This is a genomic window from Pseudomonas sp. S3_B11, from assembly GCF_054667715.1.
The window spans coordinates 6,289,452-6,311,689 of sequence record NZ_CP162749.1 but is presented as its reverse complement, the minus strand read 5'-3'; the positions used below and the strand labels follow the sequence as shown (position 1 = coordinate 6,311,689).

Genomic DNA, 22,238 nt, shown 5'->3' with positions numbered 1-22,238 from the left:
AATCAGGGTGTTCGGGGGGTCAAATGCTCCAGCGAGCACTCAACAAACGTTCGTTCAATACACTGGGGTCCAGCGGCCTGGGCCGACGGGCCATGGCGCTGAAAAACTGTTCCAGCGCCTCGTCCAGGCGCTGTTGCAGGGCCGGTGCCAATTGCGCCTGGGCGCTGCCTTCGCCATAAGCGATCTGGCTGTCTTCGGCAAAGATCCCGTGGAGCATTTCCTGGGCCTTGAGCGCCGACAACACTGGTTTGAGGGCGTAATCCACCGCCAGCATGTGGGCGATGCTGCCGCCGGTTGCCATCGGCAACACCACTTTATGGGCCAGGGCGCGTTCAGGCAGCAGGTCCAGCACGGTCTTCAGCGCACCGGAAAAAGACGCCTTGTACACCGGCGTGGCGATCAACAGGCCGTCGGCATTTTCGATCTGCTGGAGCAGGTCGATCACCTTCGGGCTGTCGAAACGGGCATGGAGCAGATCTTCGGCCGGAAAATCGCGCACCTGATAGCTCACCACTTCCACACCTTGCTGCTGCAACCAGCGTTGCGACCGCTCCAGCAGCACCCCGGAGCGGGAGCGTTGGCTGGGACTGCCACCGAGTGAGACGACCAACATGCCTGCTATTCCTTAACTGTCACGTGCGATTCGCGGTGGGCGATCTCGCTGTATGGGTCAAACCATAACAGGGGATCAATATATCTTTAAATCATATTTATTCATTTGGTTATGCAATTAAGAGATATGTAATTCGCTTTCCTTAAGCAATAAAAAAAGGCCGTCGAAACGGCCAAAACCCTTGGTGCGCAGAAATCCCCTGTGGGAGCGAGCTTGCTCGCGATAGCGGTGTATCAGTCGACATCGACGTTGGCAGATCCGACGCCATCGCGAGCAAGCTCGCTCCCACAGGTTCAGGTCGGGTGTGCGTCAGCGGTTGGGCTGCGGGGTCAGGCGCAGGTAAGGTTTCACAGCGCGATAGCCCTTGGGAAAGCGCTGTTTGAGTTCCTCTTCATCCTTGAGCGACGGCACGATCACCACTTCATCACCGTCCTGCCAGTTCGCCGGGGTGGCGACTTTGTAGTTGTCGGTCAATTGGAGGGAGTCGATCACCCGCAGGATCTCATTGAAATTGCGCCCGGTGCTGGCTGGGTAGGTGATGGTCAGGCGGATCTTCTTGTTCGGGTCGATCACGAACAAGGAACGCACAGTCAAAGTGTCGCTGGCGTTGGGATGGATCAGGTCGTACAGATCCGACACCTTACGATCGGCATCAGCCAGGATCGGAAAATTGACCACGGCGTTCTGGGTCTCGTTGATGTCCTCGATCCACTTGTGGTGCGAGTCCACCGGGTCGACCGAGAGGGCAATGGCCTTGACGCCGCGCTTTGCGAACTCGTCCTTGAGCTTGGCGGTCAGGCCCAACTCGGTGGTGCACACCGGGGTGAAGTCCGCCGGGTGGGAAAACAGCACGCCCCAGCTGTCGCCGAGCCATTCGTGGAAGCGAATCTTGCCGGCGCTGGAATCCTGTTCGAAGTCGGGGGCGATGTCGCCGAGTCTGAGGCTCATGGTGCGGCTCCTGGATGAGGTTGTTGTGAGCCCAACTTTGCACCGGTTTCGTTTGCTTTAAAAAGAATAAATATCCATTTATCTAGATCGATAGTGAATATAAAAAACTGTTCACTGGCGCGATTCCGCATACCGGCACAAGATCGCCAGCGAGGTTCGAGAAGGCCTCGAGTTGCTGAAAAGAGGAGAAGTTTCGAGGAGGGCTACAGGGGTGGGCCTGACTCGAAAACGCAAAAGCCCCACCCGGCGTGTAGCCGGGTGGGGCTTTTTTTGTTTTGTGTTCACATTACGGAAATTATTGACGCGATTTCAGGACGAGCGGCTAGGATAGGCAACATGAACACTCAAGCCTTGTTGACTCATCTGCAAAACCACCTCCCTGGACTGCTGGCGGTTTACCTGTTCGGTAGCCATGCACAGGGAACCGCCGGGCCTGACAGCGATGTCGATCTGGCTGTGCTTTTGTCCGGCGAAGTCGATCCTGTGTCGTTATGGCAGCTTTCAGGTGATTTGGCGGATATCGCGGGCAGTCCGGTGGATCTGATCGATCTACGCGCGACAACCACCATCATGCAATACCAGATCGTGACCCGAGGTCAGAGGCTCTGGGCCAGAGACGTACAGGCGGGGTTGTTCGAGTGTTTTATTCTCAGCGAAAAAACCGCTCTCGATGAAGCCCGAGCGGGATTGCTCAAGGATATTCAGGAAGAAGGCAGCGTGTATGGCCGATGACGTACTGATCAATAAAGCAGCGAGTATCGAGCGTTGCGTCGCCAGGGTGCGGGAGGAATACGAGAAAGATCCCGCTACGTTTGCCACCGATTTCACTCGCCAGGATTCGGCCGTCCTGAACATCCAGCGTGCGTGCGAAGCGGCACTGGACATGGGACAGCATTTGATTCGACGTGAGCGATTGGGGGTCCCGCAAAGTGCCCGCGATACATTCGAGTTGCTTTTTCAAGGTGGCTGGGTGGAAGAAGACCTGGTGAAAAACCTGAAGAACATGGTGGGCTTCAGGAATATCGCTGTGCATGACTACCAAGCCCTGCAGTTGCCGATCATGGTTGCGATCATTACCGGACATCTGGATGATTTTCTTGCATTCAGCACATTCATCCTGCGTAAGGACGCGGCGGAGTCTGCACCATAGCGGCGGGAACGCTAAAAGAACCCTCTCGCGTCCCCAAAAACGCAAAAGCCCCGCCCGGTGTGCTGCCGGGCGGGGCTTTTTTTCGTTACGCGAGCGCGTTGCTTACAGCAGCGGGATCGAGTAGCTGACGATCAGGCGGTTTTCATCCTGGTCGCGCTGACCTGGGATGTCATTGCGCCAGGTAGCGTTTTTCCACATGACGCCAACGTTCTTCAGGGCACCTTCCGGTACGACGTAGCCAACAGTGATGTCACGTTCCCACTCGGTCTTATCACCGGTGGCGTGATCAATGTTGTCACCGCGCAGGTAGATGACGCCAGCGGTCAGGCCAGGTACACCGAGCTTGGCGAAGTCGTACGAGTAGCGACCCTGCCAGGTGCGTTCACCGGCACGGGCGAACTTGGCGATCTGCATGTCGGTGGTCAGGTAAGCCGACGAACCGTCACCCTGGTTCAGCCAAGGGAAATCGCTGTCGCCGTTGCTCGCCTGGTAACCACCACCAAAGGTGTGACCAGCAACGGTGTACAGGAACAGACCGCTGTACAGGTTGTTGTCGACCTTGCCCTTGGTGACGCTGCCGCCATAGTAGCCAGTGGTGTAGTAGGTGGAGTCATGGCCATTGGCGCCGTCGCTGCGGCTGTTGAAATAACGCAGGTCGGACTTCAGTACGCCCGGGCCGATGGCCCAGTTGTGGATCAGGCCCAGGAAGTGTTGCTTGTAGAAGTCTTCCAGGTTGCCGTAGTAGTACTGGGCAGTCAGGTCCTTGGTGATTTTATAGTCACCGCCGCCGTAGATGAACTTGTTGCTGTCGCGACCGCTGGCAGTACGACCGTTAGCACCGGCAATGGACAACTCCTCGTTGTTGCTGGAGTTACGACCTTTGGCGTGCTCGATCTGGCCGCCAACGAGCGTCAGGTCCTTGATTTCGTTCGAGGTGATCTGGCCGCCCTGGAAGGTTTGCGGCAGCAGACGACCATCGTTGGTCACGATGACCGGCAGTTTTGGCTGCAGGGTGCCCAGCTTCAGCTCGGTCTGGGAGATCTTCGCCTTGGCGGTCAGGCCCAGGCTGGAGAAGTTATCCACCGCTTCGCCGTTGGACTTGCTCGGGAAGACAGTGCCGCCGTAGCTGTTATTGGAGGCGCCGTTGGTACCGCCGCCCGAATCCAACTTGATACCCAGCAGGCCAATGGCATCGATACCGAAGCCGACAGTGCCTTGGGTGTAGCCGGAAGTGAAGCGCAGGTCAAAACCCTGGCCCCATTCTTCAGCTTTGTTAGTGGTCGCCGCCGAATCACGGTTGTCATTGTTGATATAGAAGTTACGTAGACCCAAGGTAGCCTTGCTGTCTTCGATAAAACCGGCGGCGCCTGCCTGCTGCGCCAAAACCCCAACAGCCACGGCCAGGGCCAAGGTGGATTTGTTCATGCTTCGCTCCTCTCGTTTTCTAATTCTTGTGTGTCTTTGGTTCCGGATCGAACGCCCGGATCCCGCGGATGCGCGATTAGCGCCAGACCGTGACTGACAAGTCAATCGTAACCATTTATGACTACGACTATGGTCTAACCCCTCTGCACCGGCCCGCAGGATAATGGATTCTTTATAATTCCAAAAAGAATTGTTTCAACAGTTTTCAGCTCGTTTCGACATATGAGTGCCATCACAGCACCATCAGGCCGTGACATGACTTATCGGCGACGCAGGAAATTACTGAACGATGATTCGTCGGGGATTTACGAGACCCGCGAATTCTTGGCGACGAGCTGTGTTTGCGCGCCTCCTGCGCCTTCGATTCCTGTTCTCGACCGCTCGCGCATGCCGCGATCTTGACGCGTTCCAGACTAGCTGCTCATTGTCTGAAATCAAGAAGATCGCGGCAGGGCAAGTTTTCCGACGGACGCTTACAAGGATTTTTCGAAGATCTTCGAATTGCGCTGGTAGTTGTAGAGCGAAGCCCGCGCCGCCGGCAGGCGCTCGACACTGCTGGGTTCAAAGCCACGTTCACGGAACCAGTGGGCAGTCCGGGTCGTCAGCACGAACAGCGTCTTGAGCCCCTGGGCGCGGGCCCGGGTTTCGATCCGCTCCAGCAGTTCATCGCCACGGCCACCGTGGCGGTACTCCGGGTTCACGGCCAGGCAGGCCAGCTCCCCGGCGTCCGAATCGGCAATCTGGTACAACGCCGCGCAGGCGATGATCATGCCCTCGCGCTCGACCACGCTGAACTGCTCGATCTCGCGCTCCAGCACTTCGCGGGAGCGACGCACCAGGATCCCCTGCTCTTCCAGCGGACTGATCAGGTCCAGCAGGCCGCCAACATCCTCAATGGCCGCTTCGCGTACCACCTCGAATTGCTCCTGGGCCACCAACGTACCGCTGCCATCGCGGGTGAACAGTTCGGTCAGCAGCGCACCGTTCTCGGCATAGCTGACGATATGGCTGCGCGCCACCCCGCCACGACAGGCCTGGGCCGCCGCGTCCAGCAGTTCGGCCTGATAGTCGCTGCCCAGGCGTTGCATATGGCCCGGAACCTGTTGCGGGCGCAATTCGCGAACCAGCCGCCCGTCCTCACCGATAAGCCCCTGCTCGGCACCGAACAACAGCAGCTTGTCGGCTGCCAGGTCGATGGCTGCCCGGGTGGCAACGTCTTCACAGGCGAGGTTGAAGATCTCGCCGGTGGGCGAATAACCCAACGGCGACAGCAGCACGATGGAGCGTTCGTCCAGCAGGCGATTGATACCCTTGCGATCGACCCGGCGCACTTCACCGGTGTGGTGATAATCCACGCCCTCGAGCACACCGATGGGACGCGCGGTGACCAGGTTGCCGCTGGCGACCCGCAGCCGCGAGCCCTGCATGGGCGAGGACGCCATGTCCATGGACAGGCGGGCCTCGATGGCGATGCGCAACTGGCCGACCGCATCGATCACACACTCCAGGGTCGCGGCATCGGTGATGCGCATGCCGTGGTGGTAATGGGGAGTGAGGCCCCGTGCAGCGAGGCGGGTCTCGATCTGCGGACGCGAACCATGGACCAGCACCAGGCGCACGCCGAGGCTGTGCAACAGCACCAGATCGTGGACGATGTTGCCGAAATTAGGGTGTTCCACCCCGTCGCCGGGCAGCATGACGATGAAGGTGCAATCGCGGTGGGCGTTGATGTAGGGCGAAGCGTGACGAAGCCAATTGACGTACTCGGGCATGAACCTGGACCTGTAATAAATAACAGCCAAAAAAAGACGAAACAGAACGCACAACGGGCTGGTGGTTATCGTCGGAACAGGCTTGGCGACACGCGCGCTCTCCTCATGTGATGAATACGGCCCCGCAAGGGGGCAATTTAACCGACCGTGGCCGGTGTCAGGCAGTAATGACCAATCAATTGTTGCAACAGCTGTACGGTAGGTTGCAAACGTGACATTTCAAGGTACTCGCCCGGCTGGTGAGCGCAGGCGATATCGCCAGGGCCGAGCACCAGGGTTTCACAGCCAAGGCGCTGAAGATAAGGCGCTTCGGTGCCAAACGCCACTGCTTCGGCACGATGGCCGGTGAGTCGCTCGGCCACCCGTACCAGCTCGCAGTCTTCGGCCTGCTCGAAGGGTGGCACTTCGGGGAACAGCGGTGCGTAGTCGATCTTGACTTTATGGCGTTCGGCGATGGGGTTCAGCTTCTGTTGGATCGCCGCCCGCAGCACTTGTGGGTCCATTCCCGGCAAGGGGCGCAGGTCGAATTCCATGGAGCATTGGCCGCAGATGCGGTTGGGATTGTCGCCGCCATGGATGCAGCCGAAGTTCAGGGTCGGTTGTGGCACGGTGAACTGCGGGTTACGGAACTCACGTTGCCATTGCAGGCGCAGCCCGCGCAATTCGCCCATGGCATCGTGCATGGCTTCCAGCGCGCTGTGGCCCAGGCTCGGATCGGAGGAATGGCCGCTGCGCCCGAGAATGTCGATGCGCTCCATCATCACGCCCTTGTGCAGGCGAATCGGCCGCAGGCCGGTCGGCTCACCGATCACCGCCGCACGCCCCAGTGGTCGCCCGGCATCGGCCAGGGCCCGGGCGCCGGCCATGGAGCTTTCCTCGTCGCAGGTCGCGAGGATCAGCAGCGGTTGCTTGAACGGTTGGTCCAGCAACGGCTTGACCGCTTCAATGACCAGGGCGAAAAAACCCTTCATGTCACAGCTGCCCAAGCCCACCCAACGGCCATCGACCTCGGTGAGCTTCAGCGGATCGGTCTGCCACAACGCGCCGTCGAACGGCACCGTGTCGCTATGACCAGCCAGCACCAGGCCGCCGGGGCCGCTGCCAAAACTGGCCAGCAGGTTGAATTTGCCAGGGCTGACCTGCTGGATATCACAGCAGAACCCCAGCTCAGAGAGCCAGCCTGCCAGCAGCTCGATCACGGCACTGTTGGACTGGTCCAGCCCAGGCTGGGTACAACTGACCGAAGGTGCGGCGATCAGGGCAGCGAATTGATCTTTCATGGACGGCAAAGGCATCGCTGACTCCGGGCTTACAGATTGACGTTTATCATAGAACCATCTGGACCCAGGAATAAACCTAGGGCGAGTGAGTCCTGTACACTGCACGGCCTTGGCAGCCACACCTTCCCCGGCTGCACACCCGATCCCTGGATTTTCCGGCCATGCAGAAAGAAACCGAAATCAAACTCCGCGTCAGCCGCGAGACCCTGGCAGCCTTGCGCGAGCATCCGCTGCTGAAAAAACGCAACAAGAGTGGCTGGGAACGCCACGAACTGATGAACCAGTATTTCGACACGCCGGAGCGTGACCTGGCCCAGGCCAAGGTCGCCCTGCGCCTGCGTCGCGACGGCGAAGAGGTGATCCAGACCCTCAAGACCCGCGGCCAGAGCGTCGCCGGCCTGTCCGAGCGCAACGAGTACGATTGGCACCTGCCCAAGGCCAAGCTCGACCTGAAGAAGCTCGACGGCGAGTGCTGGCCCGAGGCCTTGGCCGAACTGGACAAGAAAACCCTCAAGGCCATCTTCACCACCGACTTCGTTCGCGAACGCGCTGAAATCGCCTGGGGCCGTGGCAAAAGCAAGGTGGTCATCGAAGCCGCCCTGGACCTGGGCCATGTGGTGGTGGGCAAGCAGAAGGAAGAAATCTGCGAACTGGAGCTGGAACTGCGCGAAGGCGAACCCGCCGCCCTGCTGGAACTGGCCGCCGAGCTGGCCGCAACCCTGCCCTTGATGCCTTGCGACATCAGCAAGGCCGAACGTGGCTATCGCCTGTATGACGCGGGCAGCTACGCCCTGAGCCTGCCGGCCCCGCAACTGACCGCCGAAACGCCGCTGGATGACGCCTTCGCCGCGCTGAGCTGGCATCTGCTCGGCAGCAGCCAACGCCTGGCCGAGCAATACCGTTTCAACGGCCACTGGCGCTTGCTGCAGGACTGGGTGGAAAACCTCGCCGAACTGCGCGCCCTGCTCAGCAGCCTCGGCCAGGCCGCGCCGCGCCAATCGACCCACGACTTGCGCCTGGCCCTGGACGCGTTGCTGGAAGACTGGCGCCCACTGGTCCAGGCCGGCCTGGATGACGAAGACGTGCGCAAGGCGGCACCGGAACAGTTCCTTGAAGAGCTGCAAGACCCGCGCTGGGGCCTGTTTTCCCTCAACACTTCCCGCTGGCTGCTGGCACGCAGCTGGGCCGCCGAGCGCAACACCCGTGGCAATCGCCAGGGCGCGGCGCAACTGGGCAGCTGGCTGCCGCGCCTGCTGGGCGAAGAATCCTCGTCCCTGCAATTGCAACGCTATCAGCAACAGCCGGAAGACCTGGCCGAGCAACTGCCGCGCATCGAACGCATCCAGGCCTGGCTGCACCACGCCCGCCATGTACTGGAGATCCCGGAAATGGATCGCCTCTATGGTGAACTGAACAAACTGGCGCAACTGGCCAACCAACCGATCACCGACGAAACGCTGGATGCGCGCAAGCAGCAGGCGATTGCGGTTTACCAGAATCGGGCCTGGAAGACTTTACTGCGTCTGTGATGCCGCCATCGCGAGCAAGCTCGCTCCCACAGAGGTTCAGTGTTGTACACACATGTTGTGGCCACTGAAGATCAACTGTGGGAGCGAGCTCGCTCGCGATGAGGCCAGCAAAAACACCGCAGAAACAAGCTCAACGCACCACAGGCAAACTCGTCGTCGACTTGATCTCCGACAGCGCCACGATCGAGTTCACTTCCTGGATCCCCGGCACCATCGACAGCTTTTCGAAAAAGAATCGCTCATACGCCTCGATATCGGCGGTGACGATGCGCAGCAGAAAATCCACCGCCCCCATCAGCACGTAACACTCCAGCACTTCGGGGAAGCCGCGGATCGCCTCGGTGAATTCGGTGAAGTTCGAACGACCGTGGGCGTTGAGTTTGATTTCGGCGAAGATCTGCGTGTTAAGGCCGATTTTCTTGCGATCCAGCAGAGTCACCTGGCCGCGAATGATGCCCTCCTCCTTCATCCGCTGGATCCGCCGCCAGCATGGCGATTGAGACAAGCCGACCTGTTCGGCGATCTGCGCACTGGACAGCGAGGCATCCTCCTGCAACAGCGCCAGTATCCTGCGGTCGTAGCTATCCAATTCGCTGTGCATGATCAAACCCGAAATGATTGATTTAGAGAATCAAGCGATTCAAAACATCGCCATAATCACTCATCTTAGATAAGAAATACCCCAGCTCGCATGTAAATATTTCTCCCGCCACCAAGGAGACCGAACATGCCCCCACTCGAAGCCGTTGCCATAGCCCCGACCCGCGCCGACGTCTGGCACGCCGCCAATACCCATTGCCGGGTGCAGTACCAGATATTGGCCGAAGCCGAGCCGGACTTGCTGTGTCGGGCGTTGAACCTGTTTGCCTTGCAGGGCCTGACGCCGCAGCAGGTTCATGTCGAGCGCCTCGGCGATGTGCTGGCGCTGGACATCGTCATGGATGGGCTGAGCTGGCACCGTGCCCAGGTCATCGCTGAAAAATTACGTAACCTGATCAGCGTCTGTTCGGTGGACCTGCAAGACGCTGATATTGCGCACGTTGGGCCGGCCCAAGGCGTCTGTTGAACGCCCATGGGCAAGAACTGGTAACGCATTGGTCGGGTAGTGGCCCAACGGTCTACGGGGTCGGGACTATTCTTTTGCAGACCGAGCGAGGACGCCGAAGCGTCTGTATCGCGGCTTTGCTGCAATTGTCCAATAGGAACCCGCATGTCCACCAAACACGCCACTCAGGACCGCTGGCTGGACCTCAACGATCTGCTGCGCCAACTGGTCACCCAGGGCCTCATCAGCCAGGACTCAGCCGAAACCGCGCTGAACGCCCGCCGACGCCACAGCGCCAATAGCCAGTTGCATCCGCTGGAGTTCATCGCCAACCAGCATCTGGACGACCTCAGCCGGCCCGGCAAGCGCCTGGACCTGGAGAACCTGACCCTGTGGCTGTCCCAGCAGGCCGACCAGCCCTACATGCGCATCGACCCGTTGAAAATCAACGTCGCGGCCGTGACGCCCTTGATGTCCTATGCCTTTGCCCAGCGCCACAAGATCCTTGCGGTGGCGGTCGATCGTGACGCCGTCACCGTCGCCAGCGCACAGCCCTACGTCAACAGCTGGGAAGCCGACCTGACCCACGTGCTCAAGCTGCCGATCAAGCGGGTGATCGCCAACCCGGTGGACATCCAGCGCTTGAGCGTGGAGTTCTATCGCCTGGCCAAATCGGTCAGCGGCGCCACCGCGGTCGATCAGCAGCCGAGCAACCTGAGCAATTTCGAACAGTTGCTCAACCTGGGGGCCAGCGACCAGGAGCCGGACGCCAACGACGCCCACATCGTCAACATTGTCGACTGGCTGTTCCAGTACGCCTTCCAGCAGCGCGCCAGTGATATCCACATCGAACCGCGCCGCGAGCAGGGCACCGTGCGGTTTCGCATCGACGGGGTGCTGCACACCGTCTATCAGTTCCCACCGCAGGTCACGATGGCGATCGTCAGCCGTCTCAAGAGCCTGGGGCGGATGAACGTCGCGGAAAAACGCAAACCCCAGGACGGCCGGGTCAAGACCAAGACCCCGGACGGTGGCGAAGTGGAGTTGCGCCTGTCGACCTTGCCCACCGCGTTCGGCGAAAAAATGGTCATGCGGATCTTCGACCCGGAAGTGTTGCTCAAGGACTTCGACCAACTCGGCTTCTCCGCCGACGACCTGCGTCGCTGGCAGGACATGACCCGCCAGCCCAACGGCATCATCCTGGTGACCGGGCCCACCGGTTCCGGCAAGACCACCACCCTCTACACCACCCTCAAGAAACTGGCGACGCCGGAAGTGAACCTCTGCACCATCGAGGACCCGATTGAAATGGTCGAGGCCTCCTTCAACCAGATGCAGGTCCAGCACAACATCGACCTGTCCTTCGCCGCCGGGGTGCGGGCGCTGATGCGACAAGACCCGGACATCATCATGATCGGTGAGATCCGCGACCTGGAGACCGCCGAGATGGCGATCCAGGCGGCGCTCACCGGGCACCTTGTGCTGTCGACGCTGCACACCAACGACGCACCGAGCGCCATCAGTCGCCTGCTGGAGCTGGGTGTGCCCCATTACCTGATCAAGGCCACCGTGCTCGGGGTCATGGCCCAGCGGCTGGTCCGCACGCTGTGCCCTCAATGCAAGGCCCCCCTGACCCTGGATGAAGACGACTGGCAAACCCTGACGCGGCCCTGGCAGGCGCCGCTGCCGAGCAATGCCCAACAGGCCGTCGGTTGCCTGGAGTGCCGCGACACCGGTTACCGCGGCCGCGCCGGCGTCTACGAAATCATGCAACTGACCGACAGCGTCAAGGCCTTGATCCACCCCGACACCGACCTGCTGGCAGTACGCCGCCAGGCATTCAAGGAAGGCATGCGCAGCCTGCGCTTGTCGGGGGCGCAAAAGGTGGCGGCGGGCTTGACCACGGTCGAGGAAGTGCTGCGGGTGACGCCGCAGAGCGAGCAGAAGTAGTTGTGGCGGCACCTGTGGCGAGAGGTTCTGGGAGCAAGGCTTGCCCGCGATGAAAATGACGCGGTCTCCCGGGGAAGCAAGGCGCCTGCATCGCGAGCAAGCTTTGCTCCCACATAGCGAAGATACTGGCCGCGTGCCCTACACTCAGGGCTCGCAGGTCCATCTCAATTCGCACAGGGAACCGTCATGCAGATCGGTAGTGTACTTTTACTTTTCATCGGCCTCGTGGTCGCCATCCTGTTCATGGGGTTCAAGGTCGTGCCCCAAGGCTACCAATGGACCGTCGAGCGGTTCGGCCGCTACACCAACACGCTCAAACCCGGCCTGAATATCATCATCCCGGTGATGGATCGCATCGGGCGCAAGATCAATGTCATGGAAAGCGTACTGGACATCCCGCCCCAGGAAGTCATTACCGCCGACAACGCCACGGTGCAGATCGACGCCGTGTGCTTCTTCCAGGTGGTCAACACCGCCCAGGCTGCCTATGAGGTCAACAATCTCGAGCACGCCATTCGCAACCTGCTGCAAACCAATATCCGTACCGTGCTGGGGTCCATGGAGCTGGACGCGATGCTGAGCCAGCGCGACGGTATCAACGAAAAACTGCTGCGCACCGTCGATGAAGCCACAGCGCCGTGGGGCATCAAGATCACCCGGATCGAGATCAAGGACATCAGCCCGCCGGCCGACCTGATGGCCGCCATGTCGGGGCAGATGAAAGCCGAACGCATCAAGCGCGCCCAGATCCTCGAAGCCGAAGGCCTGCGAGCGTCGGCGATTCTCACCGCCGAAGGCAAGAAGCAGGCGCAAATCCTCGAGGCCGAGGGCAGCCGCCAGGCCGCGTTCCTGGAGTCCGAGGCCCGCGAGCGCCAGGCACAAGCCGAAGCGCTGGCCACCCAGGTGGTGTCCCAGGCGATTGCCGACGGTAACGTCCAGGCGGTGAACTACTTCGTCGCGCAGAAATACATCGATGCGCTGGGCAAACTGGCTTCGGCCAACAACAGCAAGGTAATCCTGATGCCACTGGAAGCCAGCCAGGTCATCGGTGCGGTCGGCGGCATTGGCGAGATCGTCAAGGCCACCTTCGACAGCAAGAAAGCCTGAGGCGCGCGTATGTGGATGTTCCTGCAACACATGTCGTACTGGGACTGGCTGGCGCTGGGCGTCATCCTGCTGATCCTCGAAGTGTTCGGCGCCGGCGGCTACTTGCTGTGGATCGGCATGGCCGCCGCGGCAGTCGGCGTGCTCACGTTCATCCTGCCGCAGATGCCGTGGGAGCTGCAGTTCCTGTTGTTCGGCCTGTTCGCCATCGCGACGGCACTGTACTGGTGGCGACGCCAGCGCAGCGCGGTGCGCCAAAGCGATCAACCGCACCTGAACCTGCGCGGGCAAGAGCTGATCGGCAAGGTCTTCCAGGTTCATGAAGCGATTGTCGATGGCCGCGGCAAGATCAAGGTGGCTGACAGCGTCTGGCTGGCCAAGGGACCCGAGTCGTCCGTGGGCACGCGGGTCAGGGTGGTGGCGCAGGAAGGCGCGGTGCTGCAGGTGGAGCGGGCTGACTGAGAGGTCATGGAACTGAATAGAGGCGCCGGTAATCCAACGTCATAGTTAACCCAGTGGAGTCACCTATCATGCGTCTCAAACTTGCTGTCGCTACCCTAGCCTTGCTGTCTCTTCCTGTTGGCTCGGCAATGGCCGACACGTTTTGGCGTAACGTCATCTCATCCGGTGCAACCACCGGTTCCACCTACCTGACCTTCAAGGATCACAAGCTGATCGTCGCCGCCCAGGATGATGCCGGCAGCTTCGTCGCCAGTGACGGCGGTATTCGTGGCCCTTACCTGGAAGCGGCGATGCAGAAAGTGCGCGCCGACAACCCAGGCCTGCAAGCCACCGACATGGAACTGGCCAACGCTATCCTGGCGAAAAACGCCGTCGCCCAGGACTGATGCCCGGCCAATAAAAAATGCCGCTCGATTGAGCGGCATTTTTTTTGCCGGTGAACACCCCAAGGCTGTCCCAACACTTGTGGGAGCGAGCTTGCTCGCTCCCACAAGTGCAGTCGTCCTTATTCGCCAATAGCAGCCTTGTAGCCTGCCGCATCAAGCAACTTGCCCACCTCGGCCTTGTCGCTTGGCTTGAGCTTGAAGATCCAGGCGCCATACGGATCGGAATTCAGCAGCTCCGGCGAACCGCTCAGCTCTTCATTGACCGCAATCACTTCACCTGCAACCGGCGAGTAGATATCGGAAGCCGCTTTGACCGACTCGACCACACCCGCCGGGTCATTGGCGGAAAAAACCGTACCGACTTCTGTCAGCTCGACAAATACCACATCGCCCAAGGCTTCCTGCGCATGATCACTGATGCCCACGGTGACGGTACCGTCAGCTTCCAGGCGTGCCCACTCATGGCTTTCGGCAAAACGCAGTTCGGCAGGGATATCACTCATATTCTGTGTCCTCAAGAGAAGTGTCAGCGGCCAGCGGCCCGCCGCAAAAGGTTAGATCAGGGTTTTGCCATGGCGGACGAAGGTCGGTTTGACCACCCGTACCGGATACCACTTGCCGCGAATTTCTACCTCGGCACGGTCGGCGGTAGCCATCGGAACACGTGCCAGGGCGATCGACTTGCTAAGCGTAGGAGAAAAACTACCACTGGTGATCTCCCCTTCGCCAACATTGGCGATGCGGACCACCTGATGGGCGCGCAAGACACCCCGTTCTTCCAGCACCAGCCCGACCAATTTGTGCTGCACACCGCTGGCAAGCTCGGCTTGCAGCGCACTGCGCCCGATGAACTGACGGCTCGCCGGTTCCCAGGCGATGCTCCAGGCCATGTTCGAGGCCAGGGGCGAAACATCCTGATTGATGTCCTGGCCGTAGAGGTTCATGCCGGCCTCCAGGCGCAAGGTATCGCGGGCGCCGAGGCCAATCGGCGAAATACCGGCCCCTACCAGGTCGTTGAAGAAACTCGGGGCTTCCTGGGCGGGCAGGACGATTTCCAGGCCATCTTCGCCGGTGTAGCCGGTCCGGGCGATGAACCATTCGCCGTCGGCGCGACCTTCGAAAGGCTTGAGTTGCTGGATGATCTGCCCACGCGGTTGCGTCACCAGTTCGGCAATCTTCTGCCGGGCCTGGGGGCCCTGGATCGCCAGCATCGCCAGTTCGGGGCGCTCATGCAACTGCACGTCGTAGCCACCGAGCTGTGCCTGCATCCAGGCCAGATCCTGATCGCGGGTCGAGGCGTTGAAGACCAACCGATAACCGTCCTCGACACGATAGATGATCATGTCGTCGACGATGCCGCCGCGCTCGTTGAGCATCGCGCTGTACAAGGCACTGCCTGTGTCCTGCAAACGATCGACGTCATTGGCCAGCAAACGCTGCAACCAAACCTTGGCCTGGGGGCCGGCGACATCGATCACGGTCATGTGGGATACATCGAACACTCCGCAGTCGCGACGCACCTGATGGTGTTCTTCGACTTGCGAGCCGTAGTGCAAAGGCATATCCCAACCGCCAAAATCGACCATCTTCGCGCCAAGGGCGAGATGAAGGTCATACAGAGGCGTACGCTGTCCCATGGGTTTCTCCTTCCGGGCTTGGCGAAGGTGCGGACGGGCACTGCATAACGCGAACGTCTGAAAAAAGGAGTTTTCTGACGTTCTCAGTTGCCCGGTCCGACAGACGGACCGCACCGAATGCCGCGCATTGTAGCCGCATGAGGTGGGACTGACACCTAGCTGTTTCGATGGGCCGAACGTCGTATCAATCCGATGACTGGCAACAACCCCACCAGTACCAACGTCAGCGCCGGCAGCGCGGCCCGGGCCCACTCCCCTTCGCTGGTCATCTCGAAGATCCGCACCGCCAGCGTATCCCAGCCGAACGGGCGCATCAGCAGGGTCGCGGGCATTTCCTTGAGCACGTCGACGAACACCAGCAACGCCGCGCTCAAGGTGCCGGGCAACAGCAAGGGCAGATACACTTTGAAAAACAGTCGTGGCCCACTGACCCCAAGGCTGCGTGCAGCCTCGGGCAAGGACGGACGAATTCGCGCCAGGCTGCTCTCCAACGGACCGTAGGCCACGGCCAGGAAGCGCACCAGATACGCCAGCAACAGCGCCGACAGGCTACCCAGCAACAACGGTTTGCCTGCCCCACCGAGCCAGGTCGACAGCGGGATGACCAGCTCACGGTCCAGGTAGCTGAATGCAAGCATGATCGATACCGCGAGCACCGAACCGGGCAAGGCATAGCCCAGGTTCGCCAGGCCGACGCCGGCACGAATCGGGCGGGTTGGCGCCAGCCGTCGGGCGAACGCCAGCAGCAAGGCCACGCAAACGGTGATCAGCGCGGCCAGGCCGCCCAGGTAGAGGGTGTGGACGATCAGCCCGGCATAACGTTCGTCCAGGTCGAAACGACCGCGTTGCCAGAACCACACCACCAACTGCAGCACCGGAATGACAAAGGCACAGGCGAACACCAGGAAACACCAACTGCTGGCTGCCACGGCCTTGAGACCGCGCAACGTATACAAAGCCTTGGCTCGGGGACGCTCGTTGCTGGCTCGGTGGGCACCGCGGGCCCGGCGTTCGCCATAGAGCACCAGCATCACCGCCAGTAACAGCAGGCTGGCCAGTTGGGCTGCGCTGGAGAGGCTGAAGAAGCCGTACCAGGTCTTGTAGATCGCGGTGGTAAAGGTGTCGAAGTTGAACACCGATACCGCGCCGAAATCCGCCAGGGTCTCCATCAGCGCCAACGCCACGCCCGCACCGATGGCCGGCCGGGCCATCGGCAGCGCCACGCGCCAGAACGCCTGCCACGGCGACTGCCCGAGCACCCGTGCGGCTTCCATCAAGCCCTTGCCCTGGGCCAGGAATGCACTGCGCGCCAGCAGATAGACGTAAGGGTAAAAGACCAGCACCAGCACCAGGATCACCCCACCGGTGGAACGGACCCGGGGCAGGCGCAGGCCGCTGCCGAACCATTCACGCATGAGTGTCTGCACGGGGCCTGCAAAGTCCAGCAGGCCAACGAAGACAAACGCCAACACGTAGGCCGGAATCGCAAACGGCAGCATCAACGCCCAGTCGAGCCAGCGTCGCCCGGGGAATTCACACAGGCTGGTGAGCCAGGCGAGACTGACACCCAGCAACGTCACCCCGACACCCACGCCAAGGATCAACGTGAGGGTGTTGCCCAGCAAGCGCGGCATTTGCGTGTCCCACAAGTGGGACCAGATCTGTTGGTCGATGCTCTGCCAGGACAGCAGCAAGACGCTCAAGGGCAACAGGACCAGCGCGGCAATGGCAAAGACCAGGGGGTACCAACGGCGTTGGGCGGGGTGGGCCAAGGGGTGCTCTCGTTTAAATGATGATGCCCGCGCATTCGCGCGGGCACCTATCTTACAACCGCCACAGGGAGCCGTGCCTGAGTTGGATTAATTCCAGCCAGCGCGATCCATCATGCGTATGGCTTCGGCCTGGCGTCTACCCGCGACTTCCACCGGCAGGGTATCGGCCTTGAACTTGCCCCAGGCCGCCACTTCCTTGGACGGCTCGACTTTCGGGTTGGCCGGGAATTCCTGGTTCACGTCGGCGAAGATGCTTTGCGCTTCTGGCGTGGTCATCCACTCCACCAGCTTCTTCGCAGCGTCCGGATGCGGTGCATGCTTGGTCAAGCCAATCCCCGAGAGGTTGATGTGCACGCCACGGTCGGCCTGGTTCGGCCAGAACAGCTTCACCTTCAGGTCCGGCTTCTGCTGGTGCAGGCGGCCGTAGTAGTAGGTATTGACGATGCCGACGTCGCACTGCCCGGCGTTGATCGCCTCAAGCAGCGCGGTGTCATCGGAGAAGACGTCGGTGGACAGGTTCCGGACCCAGCCCTTGAGGATCTCCTCGGTTTTTTCCGCACCGTGGGTTTCGATCAGGGTGGCGGTCAGCGACTGGTTATAGACCTTCTTCGACGTGCGCAGGCACAGGCGGCCCTCCCACTCGTCACCCGCCAAGGCCTCGTAGGTGCTCAGCTCACTGGGTTTGACCCGATCAGTGGAGTAGACGATGGTCCGCGCCCGCAGGCTCAAGCCGGTCCAGGCGTGGGAAGAGGCGCGGTATTGAGACGGGATGTTGGCGTCGATCACCGGCGAGGTGAACGGTTGGAGGATGCCCATCTGCTCGGCCTGCCAGAGGTTGCCGGCGTCGACGGTGAGCAGCAGGTCGGCGGTGGCGTTCTCACCCTCGGCCTTGATCCGCTGCATCAGCGGCGCTTCCTTGTCGGTGATGAACTTCACCGACACGCCGGTCTTCCTGGTGTAGGCATCGAAGACCGGTTTGATCAGTTCGTCGATGCGCGAAGAGTAGACCACCACCTCATCGGCGGCCTGGGCGGCAGTGGTGCCGATCAGGGTCAAGGCGAGGGCGGACAGCAGGCGCTTGGGTGCCGACATGGTAGCGGTCTCTGGATTGTGAACGAAGCGCAAATGATAAGGACTCACATTTGGCATCTCAATCGAACAATGGCTGGACACATTTCCAAATGTTGCAACTTTGAGATGCGCAGTGTTTTTGCGTCCGCCATCGCGGGCAAGCCTTGCTCCCACAAAAGCTCGTCCCACATTGCACACCTGTGGGAGCAAGAGCTTGTGTGGGAGCAAGGCTTGCCCGCGATGAGGCCATAAGCCCCAACCCACCTCTCAGGCCTTGGCCAGATCCGGCAAATCCCCAATCAACCCCAGCGCCTCGCGCACAAACAACGCCTTGGCCTCGGGCATGCGGTCCACCAGCTTCAACCCGGTATTACGCAACCAGCGCACCGGCAATGGATCGGCCTGGAACAAGCGCTCGAAACCTTCCATCGCCGCCATCAACGCCAGGTTATGGGGCATGCGTCGCCGCTCGTAGCGGCTCAGCACCTTCACGTCCGCCAGTCGTTCGCCACGCCCGGCCGCCTGCAACAGCACTTCGGCCAGCACGGCGGCGTCGAGGAAGCCCAGGTTCACGCCCTGCCCGGCCAACGGATGAATGGTATGGGCCGCGTCGCCGATCAATGCCAGCCCTTCGGCCACATAGCGCTTGGCATGTCGTTGGCGCAGCGGCACGCACAGGCGTGGGTCGGCACTCAGTACCGTGCCGAGCTGGCCTTCAAAGGCCCGTTCCAGTTCGCTGCAGAATTGAGTTTCATCGAGCGCCATCAAGCGCTGCGCTTCACCGGGGGTGGTGGACCAGACGATCGAGCACCAGTCGTGCTGGCCGTCACGCTCAAGTGGCAGGAACGCCAGCGGACCGTTGTCGGTAAACCGTTGCCAGGCCGTCATTCGATGCGACCGGGCGCTGCGCACGCTGGTGACGATGGCGTGGTGCAGGTAATCCCATTCCCGCGTGGCAACGCCGGTCAGGCGACGCACGGCGGAATTCGCGCCGTCAGCCGCGATGACCAGGGGCGCGCGCAACGTGCGGCCATCGGCCAGGGTCAGCAGCCAGTCGTCACCGGAACGACGCATCTGTTCCAGCCGGGCATTGGCCAGCAGGCCCAGGTCGCAGTCATGCAGTCGATCCAGCAAGGCGTCCTGCACAACGCGGTTTTCAACGATGTGCCCAAGCGCCTCGGCGTGCAGGCTGGCGGCCGAGAAATGGATCTGCCCGGTGCCGCTGCCGTCCCAGACGTGCATGTCGGTATAGGGGCTGGCGCGCCGGGCGGTGATGCCGTCCCAGACGCCCAGGCGATCGAGGATCCGCTGGCTGGCCGTCGACAAGGCACTGACTCGGGGCTCGAACGCGGCCTGGGGATCGAAGGGTTTGACGCTCATCGGGCTGCCGTCGAGCAACAGCACTTGCAGGCCACTGCCCTGCAACGCCAGCGCCAGGGCGCTGCCGACCATACCGGCGCCGACAATCAGCAGATCTGCACGCAATTCCATGCTCTAAGCCTGTTTTGCTGGCGACATCGGTCGCCCATGAAAAGAAATGACAGCCCCGGCCTCAAGCATCGGGACGCGTCCCCAGCCCCATGGCCTGACGGGCGAACCAGCGCTTGGCCGGCGGCAGCAAGTCGAGGCCCAACAGGCCGAGGTTACGGCCCAGGGACACCAATGGCAGGTTGCTGGCGAACAGGCGCGTGACCTGGTCGGAGAAGCCCACGGTCAGGACCTGATCCATTCGCTGGCGCTCGCGATAGGCTTGCAACACGGCAAAATCCCCAGGCTCGCTTTCGCTGTCGAGCAGGGCATCGGCCAGGGCCTGGGCGTCGCGCAGGGACAGGTTGAACCCCTGCCCGGCAATCGGGTGCAGGCTGTGGGCGGCGTTGCCCAGGATCGCCAGGTGCGGACGGACCTGTTCTTCGGCCTCCACCAGCGCCAGCGGGTACAGATGTCGTATGCCCACCTGTTTCAGGGTGCCCAGGCGATAGCCGAACACGCCCTGCAATTCACTGAGGAAACTGCGCTCGTCGAGGGCCGCCAGCCGTTGTGCGTCCATGCCCTGGCGGGTCCAGACCAGCGCGCAACGATTCTCCGGCAGTGGCAACAAGGCCATCGGGCCGTCATCGGTGAAACGCTCGAAGGCCATGCCGTTGTGGGCTTCGCTGGGGGTGATGTTGGCGATCAAGGCGCTCTGGTCGTAGGGTCGACTGCGCACGCCGATACCCAACTGCTCGCGCAGGCTGGAGCGGCCGCCATCAGCCAGTACGGCAAGGTCGCATTCCAGAGTGGTTTCGTCGTCCAGGGTCAAGCGATAACCGCCGACCAGCGGCTCCATGCGGGTGACCTGCGCCGGGCAGCGCCAACTGACCACCTCCGGGTCCAGGCCTTGCCACAGGCACTGGCCGAGCCAGGCATTTTCCACCACGTAGCCCAGCGCCGGCACGCCCTCTTCCATGGCCGACAGCCGCGCCGTGGAAAACCGCCCGCGGTCGGACACATGGATCTGTTTGATCGGTTCGGCGCGGCGGGAAATCTCCTGCCAGACACCCAGGCGTTGATAAATCTGCCGGGCACCGTAGGACAATGCCGAAGACCGAGCGTCGTAGCTTGGCTGCCAGGCATCGCCGGGGGCGAAGGGCTCGATCAGCATGATCTTCCAGCCACGGGCCTTGGCACCGGCCTGCAGGGCCAGCGCCAGGCTCGCGCCGACCAGGCCGCCGCCGACGATCGCCAGATTGACCCGGCTCATGCCACTTGCGTCCGGGCAGCGGCCATCAGGGCCTCGATGTCGGCGACCGTCTTCGGTACGCCGTGGCTCAGGATTTCACAACCGGTTTTGGTCACTACCACGTCATCCTCGATGCGCACGCCAATGCCGCGCCATTTTTTCGCTACGCTGCGGTTGTTCGGGCCGATGTAGATGCCCGGCTCCACCGTCAGCGTCATGCCGACCTCAAGTACCCGCCACTCGCCGCCGACCCGATATTCACCCACGTCATGCACGTCCATGCCCAGCCAGTGGCCAGCGCGGTGCATGTAGAACGCCCGGTAGGCCTCGCTGGCGATCAACGCGTCCACCTCACCCTCCAGCAGGCCAAGGCGCACCAATCCTTCGGTAATCACCCGCACCGTCGCTTCGTGAGCCTGGTTCCAGTGTTTGTCCGGCGCAATCTGGGCGAACGCGGCTTCCTGGGCAGCCAGCACCACTTCGTAGATCGCCTTCTGCTCGGGTGAGAACTTGCCACTGACCGGCCAGGTACGGGTGATATCGCTGGCGTAGCAGTCGATTTCACAGCCTGCGTCGATCAGTACCAGGTCGCCGTCCTTGAGCAGCGCGTCATTCTGCTGGTAGTGCAGGATGCAGCTGTTGCGCCCCGCCGCGACGATCGAACCATAGGCCGGCATCTTCGCCCCGCCCTTGCGGAACTCATAGTCCAGCTCGGCTTCCAGGCTGAACTCATGCAGCCCCGGACGCGCCGCCTGCATCGCCCGAATGTGCGCCTGGGCGGAAATCCGCGCCGCTTCGCGCATCACTTTCACTTCTGCCGCCGATTTATACAGGCGCATGTCATGCAGCAGATGATCCAGGGCAACGAATTCGTTCGGCGGCTGGGCGCCGAGGTGGGCCTTGGAGCGAATCACGTTGATCCACTCCATCAGGTGCCGGTCGAATTCCGGGTTGCTGCCCATGGCCGAATACACCCGGTCGCGGCCTTCGATCAGGCCCGGCAGGATGTCGTCGATGTCGGTGATGGGAAACGCGTCGTCGGCGGCGTAGTCACGGATCGCCCCTTCCTGGCCGGCGCGCAGGCCATCCCACAACTCACGTTCGGCGTTGCGTTCGCGGCAAAAGAGGATGTATTCGCCATGGGCGCGGCCCGGCATCAGCACCAGCACCGCCTGCGGCTCGGGAAAGCCGCTGAGGTACTGGAAGTCGCTGTCCTGGCGATAGACGTGCTCGACGTCGCGGTTGCGGATCGCAACGGCGGCGGCGGGCAGGATTGCGATACTGTTGGGTTCCATCTGCGCCATCAGGGCCTTGCGGCGACGGCTGTATTCCGATTTCGGGATATGAATCATGGGCAGACGGTGTTCCCTCTAAA

The 22,238-nt window shown here is 61.5% G+C and carries 21 protein-coding genes; 8 read left to right on the top strand and 13 right to left on the bottom strand.

What is annotated here, in order from left to right:
• Window positions 1–19: 19 nt before the first annotated feature.
• Both ssuE and AB4O22_RS28225 read right to left on the bottom strand, forming a co-directional pair.
• Window positions 20–613, bottom strand: a complete 594-nt coding sequence (gene ssuE, locus AB4O22_RS28230) for an NADPH-dependent FMN reductase (RefSeq protein WP_460097643.1) — start codon at window positions 611–613, stop codon at window positions 20–22.
• A gap of 309 nt (window positions 614–922) precedes the next feature.
• Window positions 923–1,561 (bottom strand): peroxiredoxin, encoded by a 639-nt coding sequence (locus AB4O22_RS28225; RefSeq protein WP_003206652.1) that lies wholly within the window; start codon window positions 1,559–1,561, stop codon window positions 923–925.
• A 336-nt stretch (window positions 1,562–1,897) separates the two neighbouring features.
• Here AB4O22_RS28225 and mntA point away from each other — a divergent pair, with 336 nt between their 5' ends.
• Window positions 1,898–2,293 (top strand): type VII toxin-antitoxin system MntA family adenylyltransferase antitoxin, encoded by a 396-nt coding sequence (mntA, locus tag AB4O22_RS28220; RefSeq protein ID WP_460097642.1) that lies wholly within the window; start codon window positions 1,898–1,900, stop codon window positions 2,291–2,293.
• Complete coding sequence (gene hepT / locus AB4O22_RS28215; protein ID WP_460097641.1) at window positions 2,283–2,711, top strand: type VII toxin-antitoxin system HepT family RNase toxin; 429 nt, start codon at window positions 2,283–2,285, stop codon at window positions 2,709–2,711. The genes mntA and hepT overlap by 11 nt, the downstream gene beginning before the upstream one ends.
• Before the next feature lie 102 nt (window positions 2,712–2,813).
• Here hepT and AB4O22_RS28210 read toward each other — a convergent pair whose 3' ends face one another.
• The 3 genes from AB4O22_RS28210 to argE form a co-directional block, all read right to left on the bottom strand.
• The gene (locus tag AB4O22_RS28210) at window positions 2,814–4,136 is read right to left on the bottom strand and encodes an OprD family porin (RefSeq protein ID WP_460097639.1); all 1,323 of its coding nucleotides are present in this window, start codon (window positions 4,134–4,136) and stop codon (window positions 2,814–2,816) included.
• Window positions 4,137–4,609: 473 nt separating this feature from the next.
• Window positions 4,610–5,908 (bottom strand): amino-acid N-acetyltransferase, encoded by a 1,299-nt coding sequence (gene argA / locus AB4O22_RS28205; RefSeq protein WP_028237445.1) that lies wholly within the window; start codon window positions 5,906–5,908, stop codon window positions 4,610–4,612.
• A gap of 137 nt (window positions 5,909–6,045) precedes the next feature.
• Complete coding sequence (gene argE / locus AB4O22_RS28200) at window positions 6,046–7,203, bottom strand: acetylornithine deacetylase (RefSeq protein ID WP_053163588.1); 1,158 nt, start codon at window positions 7,201–7,203, stop codon at window positions 6,046–6,048.
• Between the two features lie 146 nt (window positions 7,204–7,349).
• Between argE and AB4O22_RS28195 the strand changes: the two genes are divergently transcribed.
• Window positions 7,350–8,717, top strand: coding sequence for a CYTH domain-containing protein (locus tag AB4O22_RS28195; RefSeq protein WP_013694509.1), 1,368 nt, complete (start codon window positions 7,350–7,352; stop codon window positions 8,715–8,717).
• 130 nt (window positions 8,718–8,847) lie between these two features.
• Here the strand turns inward: AB4O22_RS28195 and AB4O22_RS28190 are convergent, their stop codons facing one another.
• Window positions 8,848–9,318, bottom strand: coding sequence for an Lrp/AsnC family transcriptional regulator (locus AB4O22_RS28190; protein WP_223472088.1), 471 nt, complete (start codon window positions 9,316–9,318; stop codon window positions 8,848–8,850).
• Window positions 9,319–9,444: 126 nt separating this feature from the next.
• Between AB4O22_RS28190 and AB4O22_RS28185 the strand changes: the two genes are divergently transcribed.
• The 5 genes from AB4O22_RS28185 to AB4O22_RS28165 all read left to right on the top strand — a co-directional run bounded on the left by AB4O22_RS28185 (window position 9,445) and on the right by AB4O22_RS28165 (window position 13,664).
• Window positions 9,445–9,783 carry a hypothetical protein gene (locus AB4O22_RS28185; protein ID WP_460097637.1) on the top strand — a complete coding sequence of 113 codons (339 nt, stop codon included), beginning with the start codon at window positions 9,445–9,447 and terminating at the stop codon, window positions 9,781–9,783.
• A gap of 144 nt (window positions 9,784–9,927) precedes the next feature.
• Window positions 9,928–11,712 carry a GspE/PulE family protein gene (locus AB4O22_RS28180; RefSeq protein ID WP_003206666.1) on the top strand — a complete coding sequence of 595 codons (1,785 nt, stop codon included), beginning with the start codon at window positions 9,928–9,930 and terminating at the stop codon, window positions 11,710–11,712.
• 186 nt (window positions 11,713–11,898) lie between these two features.
• A complete protein-coding gene (locus tag AB4O22_RS28175; protein ID WP_003206668.1) occupies window positions 11,899–12,819 on the top strand; it encodes an SPFH domain-containing protein in 921 nt (306 codons plus the stop codon).
• A gap of 9 nt (window positions 12,820–12,828) precedes the next feature.
• On the top strand, window positions 12,829–13,278 hold the full coding sequence (locus AB4O22_RS28170) for an NfeD family protein (protein ID WP_003206671.1): 450 nt from the start codon (window positions 12,829–12,831) through the stop codon (window positions 13,276–13,278).
• Window positions 13,279–13,343: 65 nt separating this feature from the next.
• The gene (locus AB4O22_RS28165; protein ID WP_170846005.1) at window positions 13,344–13,664 is read left to right on the top strand and encodes a DUF2388 domain-containing protein; all 321 of its coding nucleotides are present in this window, start codon (window positions 13,344–13,346) and stop codon (window positions 13,662–13,664) included.
• Between the two features lie 119 nt (window positions 13,665–13,783).
• Here the strand turns inward: AB4O22_RS28165 and gcvH are convergent, their stop codons facing one another.
• From gcvH to pepP, 7 genes are all read right to left on the bottom strand, one after another.
• Entirely contained in the window at window positions 13,784–14,167 is a 384-nt protein-coding gene (gene gcvH / locus AB4O22_RS28160) for a glycine cleavage system protein GcvH (RefSeq protein WP_223472086.1), read from the bottom strand.
• Between the two features lie 51 nt (window positions 14,168–14,218).
• On the bottom strand, window positions 14,219–15,301 hold the full coding sequence (gene gcvT, locus AB4O22_RS28155) for a glycine cleavage system aminomethyltransferase GcvT (protein ID WP_003206676.1): 1,083 nt from the start codon (window positions 15,299–15,301) through the stop codon (window positions 14,219–14,221).
• Between the two features lie 155 nt (window positions 15,302–15,456).
• The gene (locus AB4O22_RS28150; RefSeq protein WP_223472085.1) at window positions 15,457–17,073 is read right to left on the bottom strand and encodes an ABC transporter permease; all 1,617 of its coding nucleotides are present in this window, start codon (window positions 17,071–17,073) and stop codon (window positions 15,457–15,459) included.
• A gap of 87 nt (window positions 17,074–17,160) precedes the next feature.
• A complete protein-coding gene (locus AB4O22_RS28145; RefSeq protein WP_013694512.1) occupies window positions 17,161–18,165 on the bottom strand; it encodes an extracellular solute-binding protein in 1,005 nt (334 codons plus the stop codon).
• A gap of 246 nt (window positions 18,166–18,411) precedes the next feature.
• Window positions 18,412–19,629, bottom strand: coding sequence for a 2-octaprenyl-3-methyl-6-methoxy-1,4-benzoquinol hydroxylase (locus AB4O22_RS28140; protein ID WP_460097764.1), 1,218 nt, complete (start codon window positions 19,627–19,629; stop codon window positions 18,412–18,414).
• Between the two features lie 67 nt (window positions 19,630–19,696).
• Window positions 19,697–20,884, bottom strand: a complete 1,188-nt coding sequence (gene ubiH / locus AB4O22_RS28135) for a 2-octaprenyl-6-methoxyphenyl hydroxylase (protein WP_223472083.1) — start codon at window positions 20,882–20,884, stop codon at window positions 19,697–19,699.
• On the bottom strand, window positions 20,881–22,215 hold the full coding sequence (pepP, locus tag AB4O22_RS28130; protein ID WP_013694516.1) for a Xaa-Pro aminopeptidase: 1,335 nt from the start codon (window positions 22,213–22,215) through the stop codon (window positions 20,881–20,883). Before pepP ends, ubiH begins: the two co-directional genes overlap by 4 nt.
• Between the last annotated feature and the right edge of the window lie 23 nt (window positions 22,216–22,238).